We start from the raw sequence: 23,941 nt of genomic DNA on the forward strand, positions 1-23,941 counted from the left end.
TTTGCACCAATAACACAGACACTGTCCCAGAAAAATTCGAGGGACAATCCCGATGGATGGCGGCAAGCCGCGCCTGTCTCGCGTCGACCAGATCGTCGAGAACGTCGCCTTGATGTTCGAAGCCGGGGCGTACAAGCCGTTCGAGCGCCTGCCCTCGATCCGTCAGGCCGCCCGCGAGTACGGCGTTTCGAAGAACACCATGGCCGAAGCCTACGATCGGCTCGTCGCCAGGGGGCTGCTCGAGGCGCGTCCCGGATCGGGTTACTACATGGCGCAGGTCCGGATCGCCGCGCCGATGGCGCCTGCTCCGCATGTCGCCGCGGCGATCGACGGCGTCTCCCTGCTGCGTGAACAGCTGGAAAAGCATTATGAGGTCCGCCCCGGGGACGGTCGACCACCGCCCCTGTGGATGGAAGGCTCTGAACTGCGGCGACATTTCGCCCATGCCAAGGCGCCCTATCCGGACGCCATCGATTTCGGCTACGGCAGTTCGTGGGGCTACGGTCCCTTGCGCGACAGGCTCAGGGTTCAGTTGCTGGAGCGGTCGATTTCGGCCCAGCCCGAAGGCCTGCTGCTGATCCACGGCGTCAATCACGGCCTGGACCTGATCATCCGACACCTGATCGAGCCCGGCGACACGGTCTTCGTCGACGAGCCCGGATATTATCCGCTGTTCGCCAAGCTGACCTTCGCCAAGGCGGAGATCGTCGGTATTCGGCGCGAGCGCGACGGGCCCGACCTCGACGACCTGGCGTCGAAGCTCGCCGTTCACAAGCCGAAGATGTTCGTCACCCAGTCCCACGGCCACAATCCGACCGGCAGTTCGCTGTCGCCCGCACGCGCCTTCGGCCTGATGCAGCTCGCCGAGCGCTGGGGGTTCCTGCTGGTGGAGAACGACGCCCTGGCCGACATCCTCCCGGCGACGTTGCCGCGTCTGGCCGCCCTCGACCAGTTGAACCGGGTGCTCTATCTCGGCACCTTCTCCAAGACGCTGTCGGCCAGCCTGCGTTGCGGCTACATCGCCGGCAACCCGGCCATCGTCCGCCGCCTGGCGGATATCAAGATGGTCACGCTGGTGAACTCGTCGGACCATGTCGAGCGGTTCGTCTTCAACCTGATCCAGGCCGGGCACTACCTGAGGCACCTGCGGCGCCTCAAGGGCCGGGTCGAGGACGCCTACAAGGCCGCCCGGGTTCAGATGGAGGGGCTGGGGCTCTCCGTCATGGACAGCTCGATCCCCGGCTTCTATCTCTGGACCGAGTTTCCCGACCGCGTCATCGAACTGGAACTATGCCGCGCCGCCGCCGAACGCAGCATCTTCATCTCGCCCGGCTCGGTCTTCCATCCCAACCGCAAGAGCAGGCAGACTGCCGCCATGCGCGTCAACGTCGCCTATGCGACCGATCCGAGGTTCATCGCGTTTCTCGCCGATATCCTGAACTGAGCGAATGCCTGTCTCGGGATATCGCGACGCGCGATCCGGCTCGCCCCGCCGGTTCGCCGGTCCAGACCCGTTCACATTTTCGCGATCCGAAATTCCGATTGAAGGACAGCGACACGCGGACCGTCCGACCCGAGCGCGGACGGTCCGGTCGAATGGCGGGCAGGAGAGCGGCAACCCGAACGCGCCGGGCGCGCCCGGGAAAACGAATGCCGCCACGACCTTAGCGTCGCGATCGAAACCCCGGAAACGCGCTGCCGCGCCCGTCCGTGACGCTGGAGCGGTCCGGATTTGAATGCTTTCGCCGTTCCTGCACCGGCGAACCTGCCTCCGGATTTCCTCCCCCTGTGATGTTTGACAATCTCTGACGGCAAATTGACCTCAAACGCCATTTTACCTAGCGTCAGACAGGAACGTTCGATCGGATGAGGCGGCGACGGACGGATGGACACGATCACTCCCGAGGCGAACCCGAACGAGTGGTGCCGGGCCGACACCCTGCAACTCGTCGAGGTCTTCGCGAAACGGCACGGCATGGACTGGGAGGCGGTTGCCGCTCGGTTCGGCTTCGCACCGACGATCGCGCGGGAGGAAGGCTCGACCATCGCCTTCGCGACCTTCCTGTCGGTGTTCGAATATGTCGCGGCGGTTACCGGCGACGATGCGGACATGCTCGACATCGGCGCCGACATGCCGGTCGGCCTGGTATCGACCTTCGACTATCTCGCCCTGTGCGCACCCAGTCTGCGCGTTGCGCTCGCTAACTGGGAAAGGTTCCTGCCGCTGCGGACCAACTGCTACCGCATGCTGTTTCGCGAGGACGGCGACTTTGGGATCCTCGAATGGGACGTGGCGGACCGGTTCGGTCCGCGGACCCAGAACACCTTCGCCCGCGTCGCCTGGGCGGCGAGCCGGATCCTTCATGCCGCCGGCGATCAGGACATCGGCCTGCGGATCGAGTTCAGTGCGGCGCGGCCGAAGAAGTGGTCGCAGTTCCAGAAGCGCATGGGCGAGCGGATCGCCTTCCAGCAGCCGGTCGACAGAATCCTCATCCCGGCCCGCCACCTGTCACTGCGTCCGCGCCAGAACGAGCCAAACCTCTATTCCATCATCGAACAGGCGGCGATCCACGAACTGGGCAGCCGGACCGGCGAGGCAGAACCGCTCGCCAAGGTGGCGGAGACGATCAACGAAAGCCTGAAGGCGGGGACCGTCAGCCTGGAGACGGTCGCCTCGACGCTGGGGATGTCGCCGCGCAGCCTCCAGCGCCTGCTGGAGACGGAGGGCACCTCTTTCCGCAAGCTGACCGAATCCATCCGCCGTTCCATGGCGGCGCGCTACCTGCGCGACACCAGGCTGCCGATGAAGGAGATCGCCTTCCTGCTCGGTTTTTCCGAACTCAGCGCCTTCTCCCGCGCCGTCAAGACCTGGTACGGCGTTCCGCCGAAGTCGATCCGCCTGTTCGGCATCGGCGGTCCGACGCGCCAGGACGGCTGACGGTTCGCGTTCCCCCTCTGCCCGAGCGACGAAGGAAGGGGGATGCGGCCGGCGCCGACAGTCCCTATCTTGCGCGCAGCTGCTCTTCCGCTTCGAAAGGATTCCCGCATGGCCGGCGACGCATTGAGACGCTTTCTCGGCGACACCCCCGCACGGGTGATCGTGCGCCTCGTCTTCCTCTCCTTCGTCGTCGGCGTGATCCTGTCGGCCATCGACCTCGACCCGCTGGAACTCATCGATCTGGTCCTGCGCTTCTTCCAGCGGCTGTGGGAGATGGGCTTCGAGGCGATCGAGCGCATCGGGCGCTATTTCGTCCTCGGCGCGGTGATCGTGGTTCCCGTCTGGGCGCTCACGCGCCTGCTCAGCATGCGGCGGAACTAGCCCCTGCCGGCCTGCGACAGGAGACCGGCAGGTCTCCAGCGGTCCTCCGGCAGGTTTCCGGCACGTCCTCAGGACTACCGGCTTCCAGCGCCGAACCCCCACCGCCGGACGGCCTATAACACCTTGAAATGCTTAGAAAGTTTCAGCGCCTGGCCTTGGTAGTTGGAGCCGATGCCCTCGCCGTAGAGGCGGCGCGGCCGCTCGGCCATGTGCTCGTAGACCAGCCGGCCGACGGTCTGCCCGTGCTCGACAAGGAAGGGCACATCGTGCGAGCGGACCTCCAGAACCGCCCGCGACCCCGTCCCGCCGGCCTGGCCGTGGCCGAAACCGGGGTCGAAGAAGCCGGCGTAGTGGACGCGAAACTCCCCGACCAGCGGATCGAAGGGAACCATCTCGGCGGCGAAATCGGGCGGCACGTGCACCGCTTCGCGACTGACAAGTATATAGAATTCGTTCGGATCGAGGATCAGCGAGGCCTCGTCGCGGCGGTGGATCGGTTCCCAGAAATCCAACGGATGGTGGACGGCGCGCAGGTCGACGTCGATCACTGCGGTGTGGTGCTTGGCACGGTAGCCGACCAGGCTCCCCTCGCCGCTGCCCTTGAGGTCGATCGACAGCTGCACACCTCCCCCGATGCGCTCGTCGCCGCCGTCGACCAGACGCTGCGCGGCATGGATCTCCTGAAGATCCTCGTCCGAAATCAAGGGGTTGCCGATCCGGAACCGGATCTGCGACAGGCGCGAGCCGGTGCGCACGAGGATCGGAAACGTCAGCGGAGAGATCTCCGCGTAGAGCGGTCCGCTGTAGCCGGCGCCGACCGTGTCGAAGGCCCTCGCATCGTCGGTGATCACCCGGGTGAACACATCGAGCCGGCCGGTAGAGCTCTTCGGGTTCGCCGTCGCCGAAATTATGGCAGGAAGATCAAGGACTTCCTGGAGCGGGACGATATAGACGCAGCCGGTCTCCAGCACCGCGCCGTGGGCCAGGTCGACCGTATGCAGCCTGAGCGCGTCCAACCGGTCGGCGACCGTGACGCCAGGGCCAGGCAGAAAGCTCGCGCGAACCCGGTAAGCCTTTGTTCCCAGGCGAAGATCCAGGCTCGCCGGCTGAATCTGACCGTCCACCAGGGGCGTCTCGCTGCGGATCGCGCCGTTGCGGAACATGTCCTCGATCATGTGCGCGGGCAGGATGCCCTCCGGCCGCATCTCGGTCGTCTCGGTCATGTGCGTCGTCCCCCGGCAGCGTGTTTGCGGCCAAATCCTGCATCGTGCTGATTAGCCCAAGCGCCGGCCAGTTCCAACCGGCTTTTGGAGCCGATTGACGCCAGCCGGCGAATGGCTTATCAGGGCTCGTCTCCGTGGTGATTTGGGCCGGCCGGCTTGCAGCCACGTTAAACAAGTCGCTAAAAAGGTCGGGAGGCAAAAAGCCCCGGCCCGTTCGGCCGGGGCTTTTGCATTCTGGAGCACGCGATCATGGCCGCATCCGACGACAAGACGACTTCCCGCAGGCCGCTGCGCCCGGCGACCGAACTGGTTCATGGCGGAACCGTTCGCTCCCAATACGGCGAGACGTCGGAAGCGATCTTCCTGACCCAGGGCTTCGTCTATCAGACGGCAGAGGCCGCCGAAGCCCGCTTCAACGGCGAGGATCCGGGCTTCGTCTATTCGCGCTACGCCAACCCGACCGTCGCCATGTTCGAGAACCGCATGTGCGCCCTCGAAGGCGCCGAGGCGGCGATCGGCACCGCCAGCGGCATGGCCGCGGTCAACCTCGCGATCATGGCCAGCGTCAAGGCCGGCGACCACGTCGTCGCCGCCAAGGCGCTGTTCGGTTCCTGCCGCTACATCGTCGAAACGCTGCTGCCCCGGTTCGGGGTCGACAGCACGCTCGTCGACGGCACCGACCTGGAGCAGTGGCGCACCGCGGTCCGACCGAACACCCGTGCGGTCTTCCTCGAAAGCCCGACCAATCCGACCCTCGAGGTCATCGATATCGCCGCGGTCGCCGAGATCGCCCACGCCGTCGGCGCGCGCGTCATCGTCGACAACGTCTTCGCGACACCGATGTTCCAGTCGCCGTTGACGCTCGGCGCAGACGTCGTCGTCTATTCCGCGACCAAGCACATCGACGGCCAGGGCCGCTGCCTCGGCGGCGTGGTGCTGTCGACCAGGGAGTGGATCGACGACCAGGTGATGCCCTTCGTCAAGCATACCGGCCCGGCAATGAGCCCGTTCAACGCCTGGGTGTTGCTGAAGGGCCTGGAAACCCTGACCATCCGCGTCGAGCGCCAGTCGTCGAGCGCCGCCCGTCTCGCCGACTTCCTCGCGGGGCAGCCGGAGATCTCGCGCCTGATCTATCCGGGCCGCCCCGATCACCCGCAGGCGGCGCTCATTGCGCGGCAGATGCGGGGCGGCTCGACCATGCTCGCCTTCGAGCTCAAGGGCGGCAAGCCGGCTGCCTTCGCCTTCACCAACGCTTTGGAGATCATCAAGCTCTCGAACAACCTGGGCGACGCAAAGAGCCTGATCACGCATCCGGCTACGACGACCCATCGCAGCGTCGAAGAAACCGCCCGAGCCGAACTCGGCATCACCGATGGCCTGCTCCGGCTCTCCGTCGGGCTGGAAGACCCCGAAGATCTTCTGGAAGATCTCGCAGGTGCCCTGTCTGCGGCGGCGGCACTCTGACGACCGACGGTCAACGCTTCAGCATCTGCACCGACATGACGAAGCGGGCGGCCGCCGACAGGAAGCAGACGGCTGCAAACGACCAGGCCAGGACCGCGAAGCCGGCCGGCCACAGGCACATGGCCAGAAACACGCCGATGGTCTCCGCTCCTTCGGCGAGCCCGCCCAGATAGTAAAGGGATTTCGATCCCTGGCGGGTGGTCGCCAATCCGTTCTTTTCGGCCATGATGGCAAAGGCGAGGAAGGCCGCGCCATTGGCATAGAAACTGAAGAGCAGCGCCGCGGCTGCCAGCGCGTTGGTATCCGGATCGAGGATCGCAAAGGCGAAGGGGACGGAGCCGTAGAAGAAGAAATCGAGCACGATATCGAGATAGCCGCCGAGATCTGTCTTGCGTGTCGATCGGGCGACGGCGCCGTCGAGGCCGTCCGCGAGTCGGTTCGTCACGATCAGGATCGCGGCCAGGACCGGAGCGCCAAGCGCGATCGCCACGGCCGCAGCCGCACCAAGGCCCCCGCCCGCGATCGTGACGGCATTCGCTGAAACCCCCCGTTCCGCCAGGCGACGCCCGAGCGCGTTCAATGGCGGGTCGATCAAGGGACGCAGGCGGGCATCAAACATCTGCAGGGCTCCGGTCGGTGCTTCGCCCGTCATGGCCAAATCCACGCGCCTCGGCAAGCCGGGCAGCAATCACGGGCGCGTCACCGGACAACGCCAGATGCTGTCCGCGTCCAACGACATGACCTATATGAACGTCAGACCTGAGCGCCGATCATCAACGCGCAAGACAGTCGAACAAGAGGTACCACCCGCATGTACCGAGCCGTCACGCATCGGATCGAGGTAACCGTCGAACCCCATTTCCTGCCCGAGCAATCCGAGCCGGAGGTGGGGCGCTATTTCTGGGCCTATACCGTCGAGATCCGCAATCTCAGTCTTGAGCCCGTTCAGTTGCGGTCGCGGTACTGGAGGATCACGGACGGGCAAGGCCGGGTGCAGGAAGTGCGCGGCGCGGGCGTGGTCGGCGAGGAGCCGGTGATCCGGCCCGGCGAGATGTTCCACTACACCTCCGGCTGTCCCCTCTCCACGCCGTCCGGAATCATGGTCGGCAGCTATCTCATGCAGAAAGCCGACGGGGAGACGCTCGAAGTCGAGATCCCCGCCTTTTCCCTCGACACGCCGCAGGCTTCCCGCAATCTCAACTGACGGTTTCAGGCCACCTTGTGCCGTGCCTGGGCCGCACGCTCGATCGCCGCAACCGTCAGCTTGTCGAGAGACAGTCGATCCCTCAGCATCTGGAGGAGGCGCAGTTCCTCCTGTTCGACGCTGAGATCTGCCGCTGCGACGTCGACCGCCAGGGCATAAGCGGTGTCGTAAAGCTTGGCGGGAAGGCTGTCGGCAACCAGATCGAGGATCTCGTCCAGACCGTCCTGGTTCTGCAGGCGCTCGCCGCAATCCTGCGCAACTTTGACAATACGTTCCGTGTCAAATCCGCGGAAGATCGGAAGAATCTTCACGATTTCGCCTATGGAGGCTAGCTCTGCGTCGGTCATGCTGCTGTCAGCAGCGGACATGGTGACCATGACATAGACGAGGGCTTCCTGAATGCTGACGGTCTCGCGCATCGTTTCCAAAAACCTTATCCAAGCCGCGCCAAGGCGCATCGGCCACAGGTATAGGGTCGCGGCAGCGTATTCAAGCGATTGCATCACCCCCTCGTGATTGACGCGGGGCATCGGCTTTTCTAGTGTCCCCGCGCTTGTCGGCCAGCGCGACCCCGAAACCCGCTGGCTTCTCCCCCCGGAAAATGCATCGGAACGCGAGACCATGACCGCACGCCCTCTCCCGCCGCTTGACCTGTCGCCCGAGTTCGTCGCGGCGGCCAGGATCTCCAAGGCCTGGCCGTTCGAGGAAGCCCGGAAACTGGTGAAGCGGATCGAGAAACGGGACCCGTCTCGTCCGGTGCTGTTCGAGACCGGTTACGGTCCGTCCGGCCTGCCGCACATCGGCACCTTCGGCGAAGTCGCACGCACCACCATGGTGCGTACGGCATTCCGCCTGCTGACCGAAGACAGCATCCCGACCCGGCTCTTGTGCTTCTCCGACGACATGGACGGCATGCGCAAGATCCCGGACAACGTGCCTGACAGGGCGTTTCTGGAGCCGCACCTGCACAAGCCGTTGACCTCGGTGCCGAACCCGTTCGGCGGCGACTACTCGAGCTTCGCCGATCACAACAACGCCATGCTGCGCCGCTTCCTGGATACGTTCGGCTTCGATTACGAGTTCGCCAGCGCGACCGAATACTACAAGTCCGGCAGGTTCGACGCGATCCTCCAGCGCGTTGCCGAGCGCTTCGACGCCATCATGGACATCATGCTGCCGACACTTGGCGAGGAGCGCCGCGCGACCTATTCGCCGTTCCTGCCGATCTCCGCCAAGACCGGTCGCGTTCTCTATGTGCCGATGAAGGCCGTCGACGCAAAGGCCGGCAGCATCACCTTTGTCGACGAGGATGGCGAAGAAATCACCCAGAGCATATTCGGCGGACAGGTCAAGCTGCAGTGGAAGCCCGATTTCGGTGCACGGTGGGCGGCTCTTGACGTCGACTTCGAGATGTTCGGCAAAGACCATGGCCCGAACATGCCGATCTACGACAACATCTGCACAGCGCTCGGCGGCACGCCGCCGGAGCACTACGTCTACGAACTGTTCCTGGACGAGAACGGCGAAAAGATCTCGAAATCCAAGGGCAATGGCCTGACCATCGACGAGTGGCTGACCTATGCCCCTACGGAGAGCCTTTCTCTCTACATGTTCCAGAAGCCACGCACCGCGAAGAAGCTCTATTTCGACGTCATCCCGAGGACGGTCGACGAGTACTACACCTTCGCATCGAAGTTCCCGTCGATGCCGGTCGAACAGCAACTCGCCAATCCGGCCTGGCATATCCATTCCGGCAACGTCCCGGTGATCGACATGCCGGTGCCGTTCTCCATGCTGCTCAACCTCGTGTCGGCCTCCAATGCGGAGAACAAGGACGTGCTCTGGGCCTTTATCTCGCGCTACGCACCCGGGGTGACGGCCGAAACGCATCCCAGGCTCGACGACCTGGTCGGCTACGCGATCCGCTATTTCGACGACTTCGTCAAACCGGCGAAGAAATACCGGACGCCGGACGAGGTCGAGCGTCGGGCCCTGGAAGCGCTGGATGCCGCACTGGCTGCCCTGCCTGCCGATGCCGATGGCGCCGCAATCCAGGACGCGGCCCTGGATGTCGCAAGGGGCATCGAGCGCTATCAGGACCACAACAAGAAGAGCCCGGACGGCGGTCCCGGTGTTTCGGTGGCCTGGTTCCAGGCGTTGTACCAGGTGCTGCTCGGACTTGAGCAGGGGCCCCGCTTCGGCTCCTTCGTCGCACTGTACGGACTTGCCGAAACCCGCGCCCTGATTGCCCAGGCCCTGTCCGGCGCCCTGGCCGCCTGACGCATACAGAGACGTTCAAGGTCGGGCGAAGTTTTCGGGCGGCGACCTAAAGGTCCGATCCGGGGAGACCGCTCGCCGGATCGGGGACGCCCGTCGCGCCATCGAAGTCGTCCCCGACCCTGAACGGGTCGGCGGCGACGTCGGATGCCAGCAGGCCATCCAGGTCCAGGTTGGGTATGGCGAATTCGACGGCAGGCGCCAGGTCGGCCGCCTCTTCCGACCGCCACATTCCTGCCCTGGCCTGTCTGGCTCCCGTCTCCAGGTCGCGGTAGCCGGCGGGAGCATCCGGCGCCGGGGTCGCCCAGCCGTTACGAAGCAACCAGGCGCCGAGGTCGATCCTGTTGCGGCGGCAGACTGCGACAATCTCGCCGTCACCGAGATCTGCCGTCTTTTCGCACTCCACGGCCAGTAAGCGGATGACGCGTTGCAGTTCCGTGCGCGCACGCGCTCCGCAGGGCCATGGATCTCCCTGCGTCGAGGTACACTGTGTTTCGACGGCCGGGGCAACGATATGGGCCAGATGCACGACCAGGGACCCCGCCACGAGGACGCCAGCGTCCCGGACGACCGGGCGCTTCAGGGTGACGGTCGTGTCCGGCATCTTCGCAAACTGCGACGGCGAGAGCAGTCTTTCGTCGGGTGCGATCCGTTTCAGCGTCCCCGTCACGGGCGGAGGCGATGCCCCCTCGGGCGAGACGTTGCGGATCTGCTGAGGCAGGGGCGCGGGATCGTCGGGCGGAGCCTCGGCGATGCCGATCTCCGGTTGGACCGCGGCCTGCGACAGGGCATCAGTCACGTTGTTTGGGACCGGATCATCGCCGGATGCGGTCACCTCGACAGGCGTCTCGAGACTTTTTCCGAAAGGCGTTGCATAGAGGAGCGCGCCCAGAAGGGCGGCTGCCAGCGCCGCAACGATGGCCCGGCCTGCCGTCATGATGCGCGTCCTGCGGCCAGCCGGTTCACTGGCTTGCCCAGACGATCCGTGCGATCCATTCGATCGAGTCCAGTTCGCATTGGTGAACCGTGCCTGAGGGCGCAAGCGAATGCAACTCGACGGTCCTGGCGGTTCTCCTGTGCAGCAGGCGGATGATCACTTCGCCGCTTTTGACCTTGACGATCACCCGGTCTCCCCGGCGCACCGGCACGTCGGGTGCCACGACGAGGATGTCGCCGTCGCGATAGACTGGCAACAGGGCGTTGCCGCTGACCTCCAGCGCATAGAGGATTTCGCCGCGCAGGTCGGGAAACGGGATCTCGTCCCAGTTGCGGCCGATCGGGTTGCCCGTCGGATCGAAGTATCCCTCGCATGCGACGCGGTCGAGCCCGGCAAAGGGAACGGTCATGGGCGACGTCGCCGGCGGCGCGCTGTCCGTTTCCAGAGGCGCGGCAAGGGCCACGAATTCGGCGAGCGGCGCTCCGGTGGCCTCCAGCACCTTGGCGAGCGATTCCGTCGACGGCCAGCGGGGTCGGCCATCGCCCGCAATGCGCTTCGACGGATTGAACGTCGTCGGGTCGAGGCCGGCCCGCCGCGCCAGACCCGAAGGCGACAAACCCTTACGGGTTGCCAAGGCGTCTATCGCCGCCCAAACGCGCTCGTGGGAAAGCATCGGATCAACCTCCGTTTCGGTTGACAATCAAGGAATATATCCCTTCGATCGTTTCTATCCTTGGTATATATTCCTGAACCGCTGTTAATGCGAGTCCAGATATTTTGTCCGCCCGGTTGTCGATCCGGTGACGACCGGCTAGGGTCCGCGCCGCAATCATTCCCGCGGCCTTCCCGGCGGCGCGCAAGACGCGGCGAAGCGGGACAGAAGGGGCCTTCAGGCATGCCCAGGATCTTCAAGATCGTCCCCCGCCAACTTTGGCAACAGGCCGAACAAGAGGGCGTTTTCCACGGCGCCCCGGTCGACCAGAAGGACGGTTTCATCCATTTCTCCACGGCTGCGCAAGTGCGCGAAACCGCCACTAGGCATTTTGCCGGCCAGACCGGCCTGCTGCTCGTCGCTTTCGATGCCGAGCGGTTCGGCGCAGAGCTGAAATGGGAGCCGTCGCGGGGCGGAGACCTGTTTCCCCACCTCTACGCTCCGCTCGTACCGTCCGATGCGCTGTGGGTGCGCGACCTCCCGATCGCACCGGATGGCAGCCACCTCTTTGCGGACCTCGACCGATGATCGGCCCCCTTGCCGGCCCCCTCCTTCTGCGCCCTCTTCACTGCCTTGACGCGGAGACCGCCCACGGCGTGACGCTCGCCGCCCTCAGGGCTGGCCTCTATCCACGCGGCGGCCGGCGGGCCGATCCACGGCTGACGATGCGGCTGTTCGATCTGGCGTTTCCCAATCCGCTGGGCATGGCGGCCGGGTTCGACAAGAACGGCGAGGTTCCCGACGCGGTTCTTGGCATGGGCTTCGGCTTCGCCGAAGTCGGCACGGTTACTCCGCGACCACAACCCGGGAACCCGCGTCCGCGCCTGTTCCGCCTCGCCGCCGACCGCGCAGTGATCAACCGTTTCGGCTTCAACAACGAAGGCCACGACGCGCTGCGCCGCCGCCTCGAGGCGCGGGCGGCGCGCGGCGGCATCGTCGGCGTCAATGTCGGCGCCAACAAGGACAGCGCGGACCGGGTCGCCGACTATGTCGCCGGCATCCGCCGCTTCGCCGACCTCGCATCCTATTTCACCGTCAACGTGTCCTCGCCGAACACCCCGGGCCTGCGGGACCTGCAGGCCCGGTCCAGTCTTCACGAACTGCTGGTCCGCGTGATCACGGCACGCGACGAGGAGGCACGTCGCATCGGCCGGGCCGTGCCGGTCCTGCTCAAGATCTCGCCCGACGTCGACCAGCAGGCCCTGGAGGACATCGCCGAGGAGGTGACGGCAACCGCCGTGGACGGACTGATCGTCTCCAACACGACGGTGTCGCGCGCCGGACTGACCGAGCGACACCACGCGCAGGAAGCGGGGGGCCTGTCCGGGCGGCCCTTGTTCCGCAAGTCGACGATCGTGCTTGCCAGGATGCGCAAGCTGGTCGGGCCAAGCCTGCCGATCATCGGCGTCGGCGGCATCGACAGCCCGCAAGCCGCCTGGACGAAGATCACTGCCGGCGCGACGCTGCTGCAACTGTACTCCGCCCTTGTCTATGAAGGGCCGGGCCTGGTCGGCCGGATCCTTGCGCATCTTTCGACGGAACTGGAGCGCAACGGACTGGACAGCCTCGCCGACGCCTGCGGCGCTGATCTGGAGGCCTGGAGCGGCCAGGACATTACCTAGGCGGCCGGTCGGGCCGCGGCTGCAAAGGTCTGCGCGGCCCGTCTACGGCAGACGAAGTAGAGGCTGAAGCCGCGCATCAGAAGAAAGATCTCAAGGGCGAGCCAGAGCCCGTGGTTGCCCAGGACGGGAAACAGCAGCCAGAAGGCGCAAAGGAAGAGCGCAAGGGACAGCAGCATCATGTTGCGCATGTCCCGCGACCAGGTCGCACCGATGAAGACCCCGTCCATCTGGAATGCCAGGACCCCCGCAACAGGGGTCAGCGCCGCCCAGACAAGGTAGATCCGGGCAGCGTCCCTGACCTGGGGCGCGGTGGTCATCAGATCGATCATCAACGGCCCTGCCAAGGCATAGAAGGCGGCGAGAACACCTGCCATGACGAAACCCCAGACCATGGTCAGTCTGAGGGCCCGGTCGAAGGCCGGTCGATGACGGGCCCCGACGGCCCGCCCAGCAAGCTGCTCCGCAGCCGTCGCGAACCCGTCGAGGAAATAGCCTCCGACCAGGAAGAACTTCTCCAGGATCGCATTGGCTGCCAATATGACATCGCCCTGATCGGCGGACCGTGCGGTGAAGAACGCGAAGGCGAACAGGAGCGAGAACGAGCGGATCATGATGTCCCGGTTCACTGCCACGACCCGCATGACCTCGGCTCGATCAAGCAGGACCGCCCGGCTCGGCCATGTCCCGCCACGGGTCGCGCGCATCACCAGCAGCCCTCCGAGCAGACAGGCGGCGATCTCGCTGATGACCGTTGCCAAAGCGACGCCCGGGATGCCCCAGCCCTGGCCGATGACGAACCAGACGCTCAACGCGATGTTGAGCCCGTTCAGCACGGTCTGCAGCATCAGCCCGGTGCCGGCGCGACCGAGACCTAGGAACCAGCCGAGGATGGCGTAGTTGGCCAGGAGGAACGGGGCGCTGTAGACGCGGATCTCGAAATAGCTCGACGCGGCGGACTGGACCGCAGCGCTGCCGCCAAGGAACGAGAGGCCAATGCCGAGCAAAGGACGCTGGAGGGCGACGACGGCGAGCCCGGATACCACTGCGATCGCAAGCGCCCGCAGGACCGTTGCCCGCATCTCCTGCTGGTTGCCGGAGCCGAGCGCCTGTGCGGTCAAGCCTGTGGTGCCGGAGCGCAGGAAGTTGAAGGTCGTGAAGACCAGGTCGAACAGCACACTTGCCACGGCAATGCCGCCGACCAGGGCGGCATCGCCCAGTTGGCCGATGACCGCCGTGTCGACGATGCCGAGTATCGGCGTCGACAGATAGGCGAGTGTCATCGGTACGGCGATGGCGAGCACGCTGCGATGGGTGACCGCGAAGGCGCGCTCTGAGCTGGCCGTCATCGATGCGCCTTTCCCGACCGGCGCTCCTTCAAAGCACACGTCCGCCCGATCCTGGCCAGCGTCATGCGCCCGTCCTGCATCCGGTCAGGCCTGAGACCGTCGCAACGCCTCGACCTCCCGGCGGAGCGCGCGTACCTCCTCCAGGATGATCCCCGTCTCGTCGTGAATGGCCTGACGGTCCGCTTCGGCGATGTGTTCATGCTCCTCCTGCATCGCGGAAACGATGATGCCGATGAAGAGGTTGAGGACCGTGAAGGCCGTGCACAGGATGAACGGCACGAAGAACAGCCAGGCGTACGGGTGGACCTCCATGACCGGACGCACGATGCCCATCGACCAGCTTTCCAGCGTCATCACCTGGAACAGGGTATAGGTCGACCGGCCGAGATCGCCGAACCAGTCCGGGAACGTCTCGCCATAGAGCTTGGTCGCCATCACGGCGAACACATAGAAGACCAGCGCCATCAGGACGATGATCGAACCGAGCCCCGGCAACGCCGCAATCAGGCCGCCGATGACCCTGCGCAGGGACGGCACGACGGAAATCAACCTGAGGACACGCAGGATGCGCAGGGCACGCAGTACGGCAAAAGGTCCGCTGGCCGGCAGAAGCGCGATGGCGACGATGGTGAAATCGAACAGGCTCCAGGGGTCGCGGAAGAACGCGAACCGAAAGGCGAAGATCCGCAACGTGAGTTCGACGACGAATACGGCCAGGATCAAGGTATCGAGCGTTGTCAGCAGGCCGCCGATCCGGCCCATGACGGCCGGGCTCGTCTCGAGGCCCAGAGTGACGGCATTCAAGACGATGACCCCCACGATGGTCATTTCCCACCGGCGGGATGCAATCAGTTCCTTCAACCTGTCGCGCATGCGAACTATCCGTTTGGTCCGTGATTCCCCCGCACGTTGGCGCGTCGCGATGCCGGCTGCAAGCCGTATCACGGCGCGCAATTGCCATCCCACCGATTTTCCGTACGGCGGGCTGCGCGGACAACAAATCCGGCTTGACAGGCGCACCGTCGACGGTGATGAAGATAGGGAGCGCGGGTGTAGCTCAATGGTAGAGCAGAAGCTTCCCAAGCTTACGACGAGGGTTCGATTCCCTTCACCCGCTCCAGTTTCTCGCACCATTGAGCGGCCTCCGGAAACCGGCGACGACGGCAGACCAGTTCGACCGGTGGTGCCGGTCCTTCGTGCCGTTGCCGGGCAGAGCGGCCGGGCCGACCGGTTCGCAGACCTGTTCATCGTCAGACAGTGTCGAGGTCGTCCGTGCCGCTTTCCTCGATGTTTTGGCGGCGGCGGGCCGTACCGTGCTCGGTCTTGTGCCAGTGATGAGGCCGCACGGCGAAATCCCAGACTGCCCTATAGAAGGCGGCGCTTGCACACAGCCAGTAGAGCGGAATGCCGGCGAGATCCAGCAAGCGCGGCCGGAAGCCGCGTCGGTGCGCGGCGGACCAGCTTGAGATCGCCGTTCCGCCGTATCCCGCCAGAACCGCGAGCGCGCTCAGGCTGACGATCATGTCGGCAAGCAAACCGCCCGGCAGCGGCACCGACCAGAGGCCCAGCGCGTAGCCGTAAAGCATGACGAAGAAGAACGGGTGGATGGCCAGGGTCAGCAGGCTGCCGGCAATCATCGCCCCGATCGGAATCGCCCGGCGGGGGCCGAGATCCCGCCAGAGCCGCGACGGTTCGCGCAGGTGGACAAAGCAGGTCTGCAGCCACCCCTTGTACCAGCGGGCCCGTTGCGCATACCAGGCCCGCCAGGTGACCGGCGCTTCCTCGAAGGTCGTGCTGGCAAGCGCGGCCGACGTGAAGCCGAAGCGAGCCAGCCGGAGGCCGAGGTCCGCATCTTCGGTCACGTTGTACGGGTCCCAGCCGCCGACTGCGATCAGGGCCGAGCGGCGAAAGTGGTTGGAACTGCCGCCAAGCGGGAATGGCCAGGCTTCCATCGAGAACCAGGGGATGATCTGATCGAACAGAGCCGCATATTCGATCGCAAACTGGCGCGTAAAGAAGCTGTCCCCGGCGTTGTCGATGCACAGGCTGGCCTGGAGGCAGGCAAGGTTTTCAGGCGCATTCGAAAATGCGGCGACGGCCTTCCTCAGTTGCAGCGGTTCGGGTCGATCCTCGGCATCGTAGATGGTCAGGAACTCCCCGCGCGCGGTGAACAGGCCATAGCTCAGTGCACGCGGCTTGGTCCGCGGTTCTCCGAGAGGCACGACGAGCACCTCCATGTGCGGCTGTACCAGCCCCGCAAACGCCAGCCGGGTTTCGACGTCCTCCTGCTCGACAAGAAACTTGATCTCCAATCTTTCGCGGGGATAGTCGATTCGCTCCAGAGCGGCCAGCAACCCGCGAACGATCTGGGCTTCCTTGTAGAGCGGGACCAGAACGGTATAGGTCGGGAGAGCCGAGTCCTCGTCCACGGCGGAGATATCGCACGGGTCACTGTCCACCGCGTCCCGCGTCGCCTGCGCGCCGGCCAGCCTGGCAATGCCGGTCAACACGCAACTCAATCCGACAACGAAACTGCCCAGGACCAGGAAGACCGTGGCGGGCAGCAGGGCGCCGAGCGCCGCCCCCATTGCGATCGCGATCAAGCCGAGTTTCTGCCCACGCGAAATGCGGCGTCGGGCCGAGAATTCCGGAAACCGAGTCTCGATCTCACCGGTCGGCGCCTTCAGCATCGTCAGTGCTTGGCGGACGCTTTCCGGCGCCGCAATGCGAATGTTTTGTGCCCAGTCGACATGCCGGAGAAGATGGGCCCGGACCAGCGCGATCCGGTCCAGGGGCGGAGCGATGACGAAGATCGGCCCGCGGTTGCGAAGACCGATCATCAAGGGACCAGCGTCGCCGGGGCCGCAATGCAGCACGACGTCATTGATCACGAGCGGCCTGAAACTTCTTTCCGGCAGAAAGGGGACTCCGCAGTATTCAGCAACCGCACTGTAATAGGCTTCGGCAGTCACGATCGACTGGCGGATCATATAGTCCGCTGGAGAGCAGCCGTGATAGGATGCCAGCCGGCACGCTGACTCGACGGTTGAAACGGGCAACCCTCTCGATATCAGGATGTCCAGTTCCCCCGGCCAACGGCCGCTGCCCCCATCCGGCACATAGGAATCGGCTTCAGTTTCCATCCCATGACCGAACAAGCGCCCATCATCCCGAATTCCTACAAAACGGACGCAGCGTCATGATAATGACGGAACGCGCATTTCTCGCAATGGTTTTATTATTAATTGTTGCGATCTCTGGTTTAGGCTTCGAGAGCCGCGCGCAACCATCGTCGTCGCCTGAGACGGCCGCGCCTGTGGTGCCCAACTTCTGGGACCCGCGCAGCATGGCGGATCGGCCACCGTTCCCGCCGGACAAGATCGAGTTCCTGGCCACGGACGACTTCCCGCCCTTCTCGTTTCGCGATGCGGATGAGCGGCTGACGGGCTTCAACGTCGATCTTGCGCGGGCACTGTGCGAGGAACTCGGCAGCTCCTGCAGCCTGCGTATCAAGGCCTTCGACGCCTTGATCCCGGCGCTCGAGGAAAAGGAAGGTGACGCGGTCATTGCGGGCCTCGCAAAGACTGCGGATCTCGTGGGCAAATTCGCCTTCTCGGATGCCTACCTGCGCCTACCTGCGCGGTTCGCGGTGCGGAAAGGCAGGGAAGCCGCTTTCGAGACCGACTCTTTTTCCACGATGACAGTGTCCGTGGTTGAAGGCAGCCGACATGCGGCTTTTCTTGCCGACTTTCTGCCTCAACTGCGGTTACGTGCCTACGCCAGCCTTGTCGAAGCGCGCAAAGCGCTTGCCGACGGAACGGTCGACGCGCATTTCGGGGATGCGCTATCGCTGTCCTTCTGGATTTCGGGCGAAGCATCCGACGATTGCTGCACCTTCGCCGGCGGCCCCTGGCTGGAGCCGGGCTATTTCGACCAGGGTCTGATGATTGCAGTCCGCAAGCAGGATGCCGCGCTGCTGGATGCCCTGAACTATGCGCTCAGGCGCCTTCAGGAGCGCGGCATCTATGGCGAACTCTACCTGCGCTACTTTCCGCTGAGTTTTTATTGAGACCTCTGTGCCGGCGGACGACCCCGGTCGCACGGCTTGGCGATGCTCCTTCGGACGTGAGGGCCTGTCGACGTTCGCTTTGACCGGTTATCCGGCGCCGCCATGACGAGGACTTGCGCATTTGCAGGCGACCCCGAATTGCTATAGGCGAAACGGCTGAGTTCCGAAGGACCCTCCGCTCCCTCCCGCGAGACGAAACGCCACCGCATGACCGACTTCCTCTGGACCCGACCTTCCTCGATGCCATCGGCGACGCTGCTCCTCGCCCATGGCGCAGGTGCGCCGATGGATTCGGCATTCATGACCCGTCTTGCCGAGGCGCTTACCTCGGAAGGCGTCGCCGTGGCGCGGTTCGAGTTCCCCTATATGGCGGCACGCCGGTCCGACGGCAGGAAACTACCCCCGCCGCGAGCAGAAAAGCTAATCGGGGCTTTCCAGACCGCCGTCCAGACCGTCCTGCACGAGGTCGACGGCCCCTTGCTGATCGGCGGCAAGTCGATGGGCGGCCGGGTCGCTGCAATGCTGGCCGGCGGCGCTTCCCTGCCGGGCCGGGTGCTCGGCGTCGTCTGTGTCGGCTACCCGTTCCATCCGACCGCCAAGCCCGAGCACTGGCGCCTCGAACCGCTGCAGCAGGCGTCCAGACCCGTGCTGATTGCCCAGGGCGAGCGGGATCCCTTCGGATCGCGGGCCGAACTGGAGGCCGTGTCCCTGCCGGCCAACGTCGAGATCGTCTTCCTGGAGGACGGCAATCACGACCTCGGACCGCGCGGACAATCGCCGGCAACCTGGGACGGCAACATCGGCGCCGCCGCCCGCTCGATTGCCGATTTCGCGCGGCGTCTCGGATCACGGACGAGCGCCTGAGCGCAGGTTCAGGCGCTACTCGGCGGGCACGAGGTCCCTGCCCGCGCCGCCGCGTGCGCGCCGGTCGAACAGCACGAGCCTGCCGATGTCGTCTCCGATCGCCAGCAGGGCCGGCACAAGAACGAGAACGAGCACGGTCGCAGAGGCGAGCCCGAAGACGATGGTGATCGTCATCGGCAGCAGGAAGCGCGCCTGGAGGTTGGTTTCGAACAGCAGTGGCAGCAGCCCTGCGATGGTCGTGAACGAGGTCAGGAACACAGCGCGCAGACGGTCGCAACTCGACAGGACGGCCGCCGTCTTCAGCCCTTCTCCCAGCGCCCGGCGCTCCTCGAAGCGGGCGACGAGGATGATCGAGTTGTTGACCAGGATGCCGGACAGGCCCAGCAGCCCGATCAGGCTCATCATGGTCAGGTGATAGCCCATGACATAATGGCCGACGACCGCGCCGACGATGCCGAAGGGAATGATCGACATGACGACGAACGGTCTCAGGTAGCTGCCGAAGATCGCGGCCAGGATGATGTAGATGGCCGCGACGGCCAGCAGCGTGCCGATGGCCAGGTCGGCAAAGGCGTTGGCCTGTTCCTCCGCCTTGCCGCCGAAACTGTAGGTCAGGCCGTAGCGCTCGGCGATCTGCGGCAGGATCTCGCGGTTCAGATCCGCGATGATCGCGGTGTTCGAGGTCACCGTGCTGTCGACGTCGGAGACGACCGTCACGATGGTGCGCCCGTCGCGCCGCTGGATGACGGAGAAGCCCTGCACGTCCTTCAGAGAGACCACTTCGGTGAGCGGCACGAACTCCCCGCCCGGCGCCCGTAGCGCAAGGTCGCGCAACGCGCTCGCGCCTTCCGGGCCAAGATCCTGGCGCACCCGGATGGCGACTTCCTCGTCGCCCTCCGCGAAGCGGCGCGCGATGGCGCCCTCGACCGCGTTGCGGATCTGGCGCGCGGCGGATTCGACCGTGAAGCCCAGCGCACGTCCGCGCGGCGTCAGTTCGACAAACAGTTCCGGCTTCCCGAACGGCAGGTCGTCGGTAACGCCGCTGGTTCCCGGAAATCCTGACAAGGCCTCCTGGATCTCGAGAGCGGCCGCCTTCAGCCGGGCGAGCGGCGCGCCGGACAGGCGGATGTCCAGGTCGCGTCCCGGAGGACCGCCGCGCGTTTCCGCGATCGCGATGCGCGAGACGCCGGGCAGCTTCGGCAGGGCCCGACGCCAGGCCTGGACGATTTCCGGCGTCCGGATGCTGCGGTCCTCCGACAGCGACAGCTGGACGGAAATGGAGGCGACGTTGTCGCCGCGGTTGTTATCCGCCTTCCCGAGCACCGCATAGGAGGCGACGACGAGAGTCTCGCCGTTTTCCCGGGTCAGCTCCCGTTCGGCCTGCCAAAGCGCTTCCTCGATCGCAGCCAGGCCGGCGATGGCGGCCTGCTCCGGTATGCCGGCATGGAAGAAGATCGACGCCTTGATGTTCTCGGCTTCCGGCGAGGGGAAGAACGTGAACCCGATCCTGCCGCCGCGCAGAAGCCCGGCGGTCAGAACGACGCTGGCAAGGGCAAGGGCAAGCACCAGATAACGCCAGTTGACGGCGATTGCGACCAAGCCCCTGAAGGGGCGGTCGCGAAACCAGTCGAAGCTGGCATCGACCCCCCTGCGAAACCGTCCCGGGCGATTGGGGGCATCGGAGGCGGAACGGCGTCGGCGCAGCGCAAGAAGAAGCGCTTCCACGGCCAGGGCGATGACAAAACAGGCCAGGGCGACGAGGGCATCGAACACCAGGAGGCCGGTCTGCTCGCTCACGCTCCGCATCGGCCCCGCGATGGCATCGAGATAGGGCGGAACGGACACGTCGGGTCGAGACGCGAGACCGATCAGGAAAAAGGCAGGAGCACCGGCAAGCAGGATCACGCGCCACCAGCTCCAGCCGCCGCGCGCGCCGAGCGAATGGGCCAGATGCCCGGGCAGAATGAAAAAGCATTCGATCAGCGAGGCGATCACGACAGCAACGACCACGACCGGCAGCGTCGCCATGATCTGGCCCATGATGTCGCCGATCAGGAGGATCGGCAGGAACGCGGCTATGGTCGTCGCCCCGGCCGCGATGATCGGCGCAAGCATGGTGCCAGCGCCGTTGATTGCAGCGTCTTCGGCGCTGTCGCCGACCTGATGGCGGGTGGCTGTGTGTTCGCCGACGACGATCGCATCGTCGACGATGACCCCGAGCATCATGATCAGCGCGAACATCGAGATCATGTTGATGCTTTCGCCCAGCAGCCACATGATTCCGAGGGTCGCCATCATCGCGACGGGAATGCCAGCAGCCACCCAGAGGGCGATGCGGACGTTGAGGAACACGTAGAGGATCGCGACAACTAGGACGAGACCGCCAAGTCCGTTCTTGACGAGCAGCATGATGCGCCCTTCGACGGCGTCGGCCCGAACGTCGTATTTCAGGATCTCCAGCGTCTCCGGCAGGGTCGGGCGGACATCCTCTAGATAGTCGTCGAGGATCTTGGCCGCCTTCAGCGTATCGGTGTTCTCCATCCGCAGGACCTTGATCTCGATGGCACGCATGCCTTTCGAGAAGCCCTGGTTCTCGCTCTCGTTGAACGACCGGCTGACGGTGCCTATGTCAGCAATGCGCGTCTTCTCACCGGACACGAAGGACTTCACCTCGATCTGCCCGATCGTGGCCGGAGATCTCGCATCGGCAACGGCGCGGATCTGGCGTTCGACGCCGCCCTGGAGACTGCCGGCCGGAATGTCGATCGTGTTCTCGGAAATCCTCCCCGCCACATCCGTGACGGTCAGTTCCAGGCGGCGCAGTTCCCGTTCCGGAATCTCGACCAGATACTCGGGCGAGCGAAAGGCCGTGAACTCGACCTTGTCGATGCCCCGATCCAGTAGATCGTCCCGGATCTTCTTGGCGAACACCTTGAGCGCGTCCTCGGTGAACGGACCGCGAATGGCGAGCGTGGCGACGGAATCGGTGAAGGTCGATGCGGAGATTACTGGCGTCTCGGCATCTTCCGGCAATGTCGTGATTCCGGAGACTGCCTGCTCGACATCCGACAGGGCCTTCTGCATGTCGGCACCCTCGACGAATTCGAGCATGACTGTGCCCGAGCCCTCCCGGCCATAGGAGACGATCTCGTCGAGGGAATCGATGAACCGCAGTTCAGGTTCGATCACGGCGAGGACGTTGTTGGCGACATCGTCCGCCGATGCTCCCGGCCAGTTGATGATGATGGTGATCCGATCCGTCTTGATCGTGGGAAAGAACTGGGTGTTCAGCTTCGACAGCCCGAAGGCTCCGAACAGAACCATCACCGCCATGATCAGGTTCGCTGCGTTCGGATGACGCACCAGATAGGCCAGAAACCCGGAAGCCTCGGCTTTCATGTCAGTTCTCCGAGCCGTTCATTGCCGCCGCGGCCGGCGGCTCGGCCGCTTCTGCGCCGGGCTGGCCCGGCGACGCGCTGACCTCTTCGACCAGAATGCCGTCGCCGGCTTCCGGTATGCGCGTGCTGATGACCTTGTCGCCGTCCACGAGGTCTCCGCGAACCAGAACGTAACCGTCGTCGAATGCCACCGCTTCGACACGGCGGGTCGCCATGCGCTGTCCGTCCACGACAAAGACCCGGCCATCGGCATGGTATGCGCTTTCGGGTATTCGCCCCGTGCCCTTGTAGACCCTGTCCGGTATGCTGATCGCGACGAACGCACCGGGCCGGAGCGGGCTCGTATCGGGAATGGCTTCGATCCGCGCATAGATGTCGACGCCACCGCGACTGCGCGCAACGTCGGCGCCGATGCGATCCACTGTCGCCGTGTAAGTCATGGTCTCGCCGCCGAGAAACCAGAAGACCTCCACCATCCGTCCGGCGATCGTGCCGCTTTCGGCGATCAGCCTGCCATATTGATCGTCCGACAGGGTGAAGCGAACCTCGAGTTCGTCCCGGCTATAGACCGACGCGACGACGTCGTTGACATTCACCAGACGCCCGACCTGGGCAGCCTCGGTGCGAACGACAGCGTCGAAGGGAGCGCGCAGAACCGTATTCTCCAGGTTTCGCTCCGCCTGGCGCAGCCTCCATTCGAGTCTCTCGATCGCGGCTTCCTGCTGCCGTACGCCCGCCTCTTCCACCGCCAGGGTATTGCGGGCCTGCTCCAGGCCTTGCTGGCGCTGCGACACCAGCAGCCGTCGCTCGTCTAGGGTCCGTTCGGTAACGGATCCGCCGGCACGGAGTTGTTCGGCTCGTTCCAGATCGCGTTTCGCGAGTTCCAGTTGCTCGCTGGCTCGATCCAGATTGTCCCGCTGGAGAGCGACCCGGCCCTGAAGTTCGACCTGCCGCGCCCTCGCCTCAAGCAGGTTCGCCTTCGCTTCGGTGACGGCGCCTTCGTAGTCGAACCGGTCGACCGCTATGAGGTCCTCACCCCTCAAGATCGTTCCTCCGGCCTTGAGATCCGGATTCACGGAGGTGACCTCGCCCGCCACCAGGACGCGCAGATCGACTTGGCGCCCTGCGGCCACCTCGCCGTAGAGGTTGATGGTCGGAGCGTGATCCGCGATGATGACCGGCACCGTTTCAACGACGTAGGATTTCTCCTGGACCGGGCGCTTCTTGACTTCGGGCTTGGTTGCGACGAGATGGCGCATGCCTTGCACGGCACCGAACAGGACGGCCAGAGCAACGAGGGCCTGCACCAACGCCTTGAGTACAAGGACCAAGGGCCTGCGTCCGTCGGTGTCTGTTGCAACGAGTGGGCTAACCTGATCGCTTTTTGAAACCTCGACCGATTGCAGCACGGGAAAGCTTCTCCATGTCGATGCCTGTCGCCGGACAGCAAGCAACCGCCGACACGGACGTCCGCATCGATTTCAACGGCACGGGAAAGGCTAACCA

The 23,941-nt window shown here is 64.9% G+C and carries 20 protein-coding genes, 1 tRNA gene and 1 riboswitch; of the genes, 11 read left to right on the forward strand and 10 right to left on the reverse strand.

All coding sequences use genetic code 11. From position 1 onward, the window contains the following. Nucleotides 1-52: 52 nt before the first annotated feature. From SL003B_RS16405 to SL003B_RS16415, 3 genes are all read left to right on the forward strand, one after another. Nucleotides 53-1,444: an aminotransferase-like domain-containing protein gene (locus SL003B_RS16405; protein ID WP_013653982.1), complete on the forward strand. Its 1,392-nt coding sequence runs from the start codon at nt 53-55 to the stop codon at nt 1,442-1,444. 441 nt (nt 1,445-1,885) lie between these two features. Next, the gene (locus tag SL003B_RS16410; RefSeq protein WP_013653983.1) at nt 1,886-2,938 is read left to right on the forward strand and encodes a helix-turn-helix transcriptional regulator; all 1,053 of its coding nucleotides are present in this window, start codon (nt 1,886-1,888) and stop codon (nt 2,936-2,938) included. Nucleotides 2,939-3,046: 108 nt separating this feature from the next. After that, nucleotides 3,047-3,319, forward strand: coding sequence for a DUF6460 domain-containing protein (locus SL003B_RS16415; RefSeq protein WP_013653984.1), 273 nt, complete (start codon nt 3,047-3,049; stop codon nt 3,317-3,319). A gap of 113 nt (nt 3,320-3,432) precedes the next feature. Here SL003B_RS16415 and SL003B_RS16420 read toward each other — a convergent pair whose 3' ends face one another. Beyond that, nucleotides 3,433-4,542, reverse strand: a complete 1,110-nt coding sequence (locus tag SL003B_RS16420) for a 2'-deoxycytidine 5'-triphosphate deaminase (protein ID WP_013653985.1) — start codon at nt 4,540-4,542, stop codon at nt 3,433-3,435. A gap of 124 nt (nt 4,543-4,666) precedes the next feature. Further along, nucleotides 4,667-4,746: riboswitch (SAM riboswitch) on the forward strand. A gap of 45 nt (nt 4,747-4,791) precedes the next feature. On the opposite strand from SL003B_RS16420, the gene SL003B_RS16425 reads away from it, so the two are divergent. Further along, nucleotides 4,792-6,006 (forward strand): O-succinylhomoserine sulfhydrylase, encoded by a 1,215-nt coding sequence (locus tag SL003B_RS16425; RefSeq protein WP_013653986.1) that lies wholly within the window; start codon nt 4,792-4,794, stop codon nt 6,004-6,006. 10 nt (nt 6,007-6,016) lie between these two features. Here the strand turns inward: SL003B_RS16425 and SL003B_RS16430 are convergent, their stop codons facing one another. Then, nucleotides 6,017-6,625 (reverse strand): CDP-alcohol phosphatidyltransferase family protein, encoded by a 609-nt coding sequence (locus tag SL003B_RS16430; RefSeq protein WP_013653987.1) that lies wholly within the window; start codon nt 6,623-6,625, stop codon nt 6,017-6,019. A 192-nt stretch (nt 6,626-6,817) separates the two neighbouring features. Between SL003B_RS16430 and apaG the strand changes: the two genes are divergently transcribed. Continuing rightward, on the forward strand, nt 6,818-7,210 hold the full coding sequence (apaG, locus tag SL003B_RS16435; RefSeq protein ID WP_013653988.1) for a Co2+/Mg2+ efflux protein ApaG: 393 nt from the start codon (nt 6,818-6,820) through the stop codon (nt 7,208-7,210). Between the two features lie 5 nt (nt 7,211-7,215). Here apaG and SL003B_RS16440 read toward each other — a convergent pair whose 3' ends face one another. Continuing rightward, entirely contained in the window at nt 7,216-7,713 is a 498-nt protein-coding gene (locus tag SL003B_RS16440) for a tellurite resistance TerB family protein (protein ID WP_242390263.1), read from the reverse strand. A 118-nt stretch (nt 7,714-7,831) separates the two neighbouring features. On the opposite strand from SL003B_RS16440, the gene SL003B_RS16445 reads away from it, so the two are divergent. Further along, on the forward strand, nt 7,832-9,490 hold the full coding sequence (locus tag SL003B_RS16445) for a lysine--tRNA ligase (protein WP_013653990.1): 1,659 nt from the start codon (nt 7,832-7,834) through the stop codon (nt 9,488-9,490). 46 nt (nt 9,491-9,536) lie between these two features. Here the strand turns inward: SL003B_RS16445 and SL003B_RS16450 are convergent, their stop codons facing one another. Together SL003B_RS16450 and SL003B_RS16455 are read right to left on the reverse strand one after the other, a co-directional pair. Continuing rightward, nucleotides 9,537-10,424, reverse strand: coding sequence for a thermonuclease family protein (locus SL003B_RS16450; RefSeq protein WP_013653991.1), 888 nt, complete (start codon nt 10,422-10,424; stop codon nt 9,537-9,539). A gap of 25 nt (nt 10,425-10,449) precedes the next feature. Beyond that, nucleotides 10,450-11,058, reverse strand: coding sequence for a S24 family peptidase (locus SL003B_RS16455; protein WP_242390264.1), 609 nt, complete (start codon nt 11,056-11,058; stop codon nt 10,450-10,452). A gap of 261 nt (nt 11,059-11,319) precedes the next feature. On the opposite strand from SL003B_RS16455, the gene SL003B_RS16460 reads away from it, so the two are divergent. Both SL003B_RS16460 and SL003B_RS16465 read left to right on the forward strand, forming a co-directional pair. Beyond that, complete coding sequence (locus SL003B_RS16460; RefSeq protein ID WP_013653993.1) at nt 11,320-11,664, forward strand: DUF952 domain-containing protein; 345 nt, start codon at nt 11,320-11,322, stop codon at nt 11,662-11,664. After that, nucleotides 11,661-12,758 carry a quinone-dependent dihydroorotate dehydrogenase gene (locus SL003B_RS16465; RefSeq protein WP_041375596.1) on the forward strand — a complete coding sequence of 366 codons (1,098 nt, stop codon included), beginning with the start codon at nt 11,661-11,663 and terminating at the stop codon, nt 12,756-12,758. Before SL003B_RS16460 ends, SL003B_RS16465 begins: the two co-directional genes overlap by 4 nt. Here SL003B_RS16465 and SL003B_RS16470 read toward each other — a convergent pair. Together SL003B_RS16470 and SL003B_RS16475 are read right to left on the reverse strand one after the other, a co-directional pair. Further along, nucleotides 12,755-14,104: an MATE family efflux transporter gene (locus SL003B_RS16470; RefSeq protein ID WP_013653995.1), complete on the reverse strand. Its 1,350-nt coding sequence runs from the start codon at nt 14,102-14,104 to the stop codon at nt 12,755-12,757. The genes SL003B_RS16465 and SL003B_RS16470 overlap by 4 nt on opposite strands. Before the next feature lie 84 nt (nt 14,105-14,188). After that, on the reverse strand, nt 14,189-14,977 hold the full coding sequence (locus SL003B_RS16475; protein WP_013653996.1) for an ion transporter: 789 nt from the start codon (nt 14,975-14,977) through the stop codon (nt 14,189-14,191). A gap of 173 nt (nt 14,978-15,150) precedes the next feature. Between SL003B_RS16475 and SL003B_RS16480 the strand changes: the two genes are divergently transcribed. After that, nucleotides 15,151-15,224, forward strand: a tRNA-Gly gene (locus SL003B_RS16480). A gap of 130 nt (nt 15,225-15,354) precedes the next feature. Here SL003B_RS16480 and SL003B_RS16485 read toward each other — a convergent pair. Next, entirely contained in the window at nt 15,355-17,094 is a 1,740-nt protein-coding gene (locus SL003B_RS16485) for a glycosyltransferase family 2 protein (RefSeq protein ID WP_242390265.1), read from the reverse strand. Between the two features lie 209 nt (nt 17,095-17,303). On the opposite strand from SL003B_RS16485, the gene SL003B_RS16490 reads away from it, so the two are divergent. Together SL003B_RS16490 and SL003B_RS16495 are read left to right on the forward strand one after the other, a co-directional pair. Further along, complete coding sequence (locus SL003B_RS16490) at nt 17,304-18,173, forward strand: transporter substrate-binding domain-containing protein (RefSeq protein WP_242390266.1); 870 nt, start codon at nt 17,304-17,306, stop codon at nt 18,171-18,173. A gap of 207 nt (nt 18,174-18,380) precedes the next feature. Beyond that, nucleotides 18,381-19,037 carry an alpha/beta family hydrolase gene (locus SL003B_RS16495; protein ID WP_013653999.1) on the forward strand — a complete coding sequence of 219 codons (657 nt, stop codon included), beginning with the start codon at nt 18,381-18,383 and terminating at the stop codon, nt 19,035-19,037. A gap of 15 nt (nt 19,038-19,052) precedes the next feature. Here the strand turns inward: SL003B_RS16495 and SL003B_RS16500 are convergent, their stop codons facing one another. Further along, the gene (locus tag SL003B_RS16500; RefSeq protein ID WP_013654000.1) at nt 19,053-22,436 is read right to left on the reverse strand and encodes an efflux RND transporter permease subunit; all 3,384 of its coding nucleotides are present in this window, start codon (nt 22,434-22,436) and stop codon (nt 19,053-19,055) included. A 1-nt stretch (nt 22,437) separates the two neighbouring features. Continuing rightward, nucleotides 22,438-23,844 carry an efflux RND transporter periplasmic adaptor subunit gene (locus SL003B_RS16505; protein WP_013654001.1) on the reverse strand — a complete coding sequence of 469 codons (1,407 nt, stop codon included), beginning with the start codon at nt 23,842-23,844 and terminating at the stop codon, nt 22,438-22,440. Between the last annotated feature and the right edge of the window lie 97 nt (nt 23,845-23,941).

Origin of the sequence: Polymorphum gilvum SL003B-26A1, from assembly GCF_000192745.1 — a bacterium.
GTDB classification, from domain to species: Bacteria; Pseudomonadota; Alphaproteobacteria; order Rhizobiales; family Stappiaceae; genus Polymorphum; species Polymorphum gilvum.

Coding starts and splice junctions, on each gene's coding strand:
- SL003B_RS16470 (WP_013653995.1), bottom strand. CDS start 14,104: ATGACGGCCAGCTCAGAGCGCGCCTTCGCGGTCACCCATCGCAGCGTG.
- SL003B_RS16465 (WP_041375596.1), top strand. CDS start 11,661: ATGATCGGCCCCCTTGCCGGCCCCCTCCTTCTGCGCCCTCTTCACTGC.
- SL003B_RS16475 (WP_013653996.1), bottom strand. CDS start 14,977: ATGCGCGACAGGTTGAAGGAACTGATTGCATCCCGCCGGTGGGAAATG.
- SL003B_RS16420 (WP_013653985.1), bottom strand. CDS start 4,542: ATGACCGAGACGACCGAGATGCGGCCGGAGGGCATCCTGCCCGCGCAC.
- SL003B_RS16460 (WP_013653993.1), top strand. CDS start 11,320: ATGCCCAGGATCTTCAAGATCGTCCCCCGCCAACTTTGGCAACAGGCC.
- apaG (WP_013653988.1), top strand. CDS start 6,818: ATGTACCGAGCCGTCACGCATCGGATCGAGGTAACCGTCGAACCCCAT.
- SL003B_RS16485 (WP_242390265.1), bottom strand. CDS start 17,094: ATGATCCGCCAGTCGATCGTGACTGCCGAAGCCTATTACAGTGCGGTT.
- SL003B_RS16440 (WP_242390263.1), bottom strand. CDS start 7,713: ATGCAATCGCTTGAATACGCTGCCGCGACCCTATACCTGTGGCCGATG.
- SL003B_RS16430 (WP_013653987.1), bottom strand. CDS start 6,625: ATGTTTGATGCCCGCCTGCGTCCCTTGATCGACCCGCCATTGAACGCG.
- SL003B_RS16450 (WP_013653991.1), bottom strand. CDS start 10,424: ATGACGGCAGGCCGGGCCATCGTTGCGGCGCTGGCAGCCGCCCTTCTG.
- SL003B_RS16425 (WP_013653986.1), top strand. CDS start 4,792: ATGGCCGCATCCGACGACAAGACGACTTCCCGCAGGCCGCTGCGCCCG.
- SL003B_RS16495 (WP_013653999.1), top strand. CDS start 18,381: ATGACCGACTTCCTCTGGACCCGACCTTCCTCGATGCCATCGGCGACG.
- SL003B_RS16415 (WP_013653984.1), top strand. CDS start 3,047: ATGGCCGGCGACGCATTGAGACGCTTTCTCGGCGACACCCCCGCACGG.
- SL003B_RS16405 (WP_013653982.1), top strand. CDS start 53: ATGGATGGCGGCAAGCCGCGCCTGTCTCGCGTCGACCAGATCGTCGAG.
- SL003B_RS16445 (WP_013653990.1), top strand. CDS start 7,832: ATGACCGCACGCCCTCTCCCGCCGCTTGACCTGTCGCCCGAGTTCGTC.
- SL003B_RS16410 (WP_013653983.1), top strand. CDS start 1,886: ATGGACACGATCACTCCCGAGGCGAACCCGAACGAGTGGTGCCGGGCC.
- SL003B_RS16500 (WP_013654000.1), bottom strand. CDS start 22,436: ATGAAAGCCGAGGCTTCCGGGTTTCTGGCCTATCTGGTGCGTCATCCG.
- SL003B_RS16490 (WP_242390266.1), top strand. CDS start 17,304: ATGATAATGACGGAACGCGCATTTCTCGCAATGGTTTTATTATTAATT.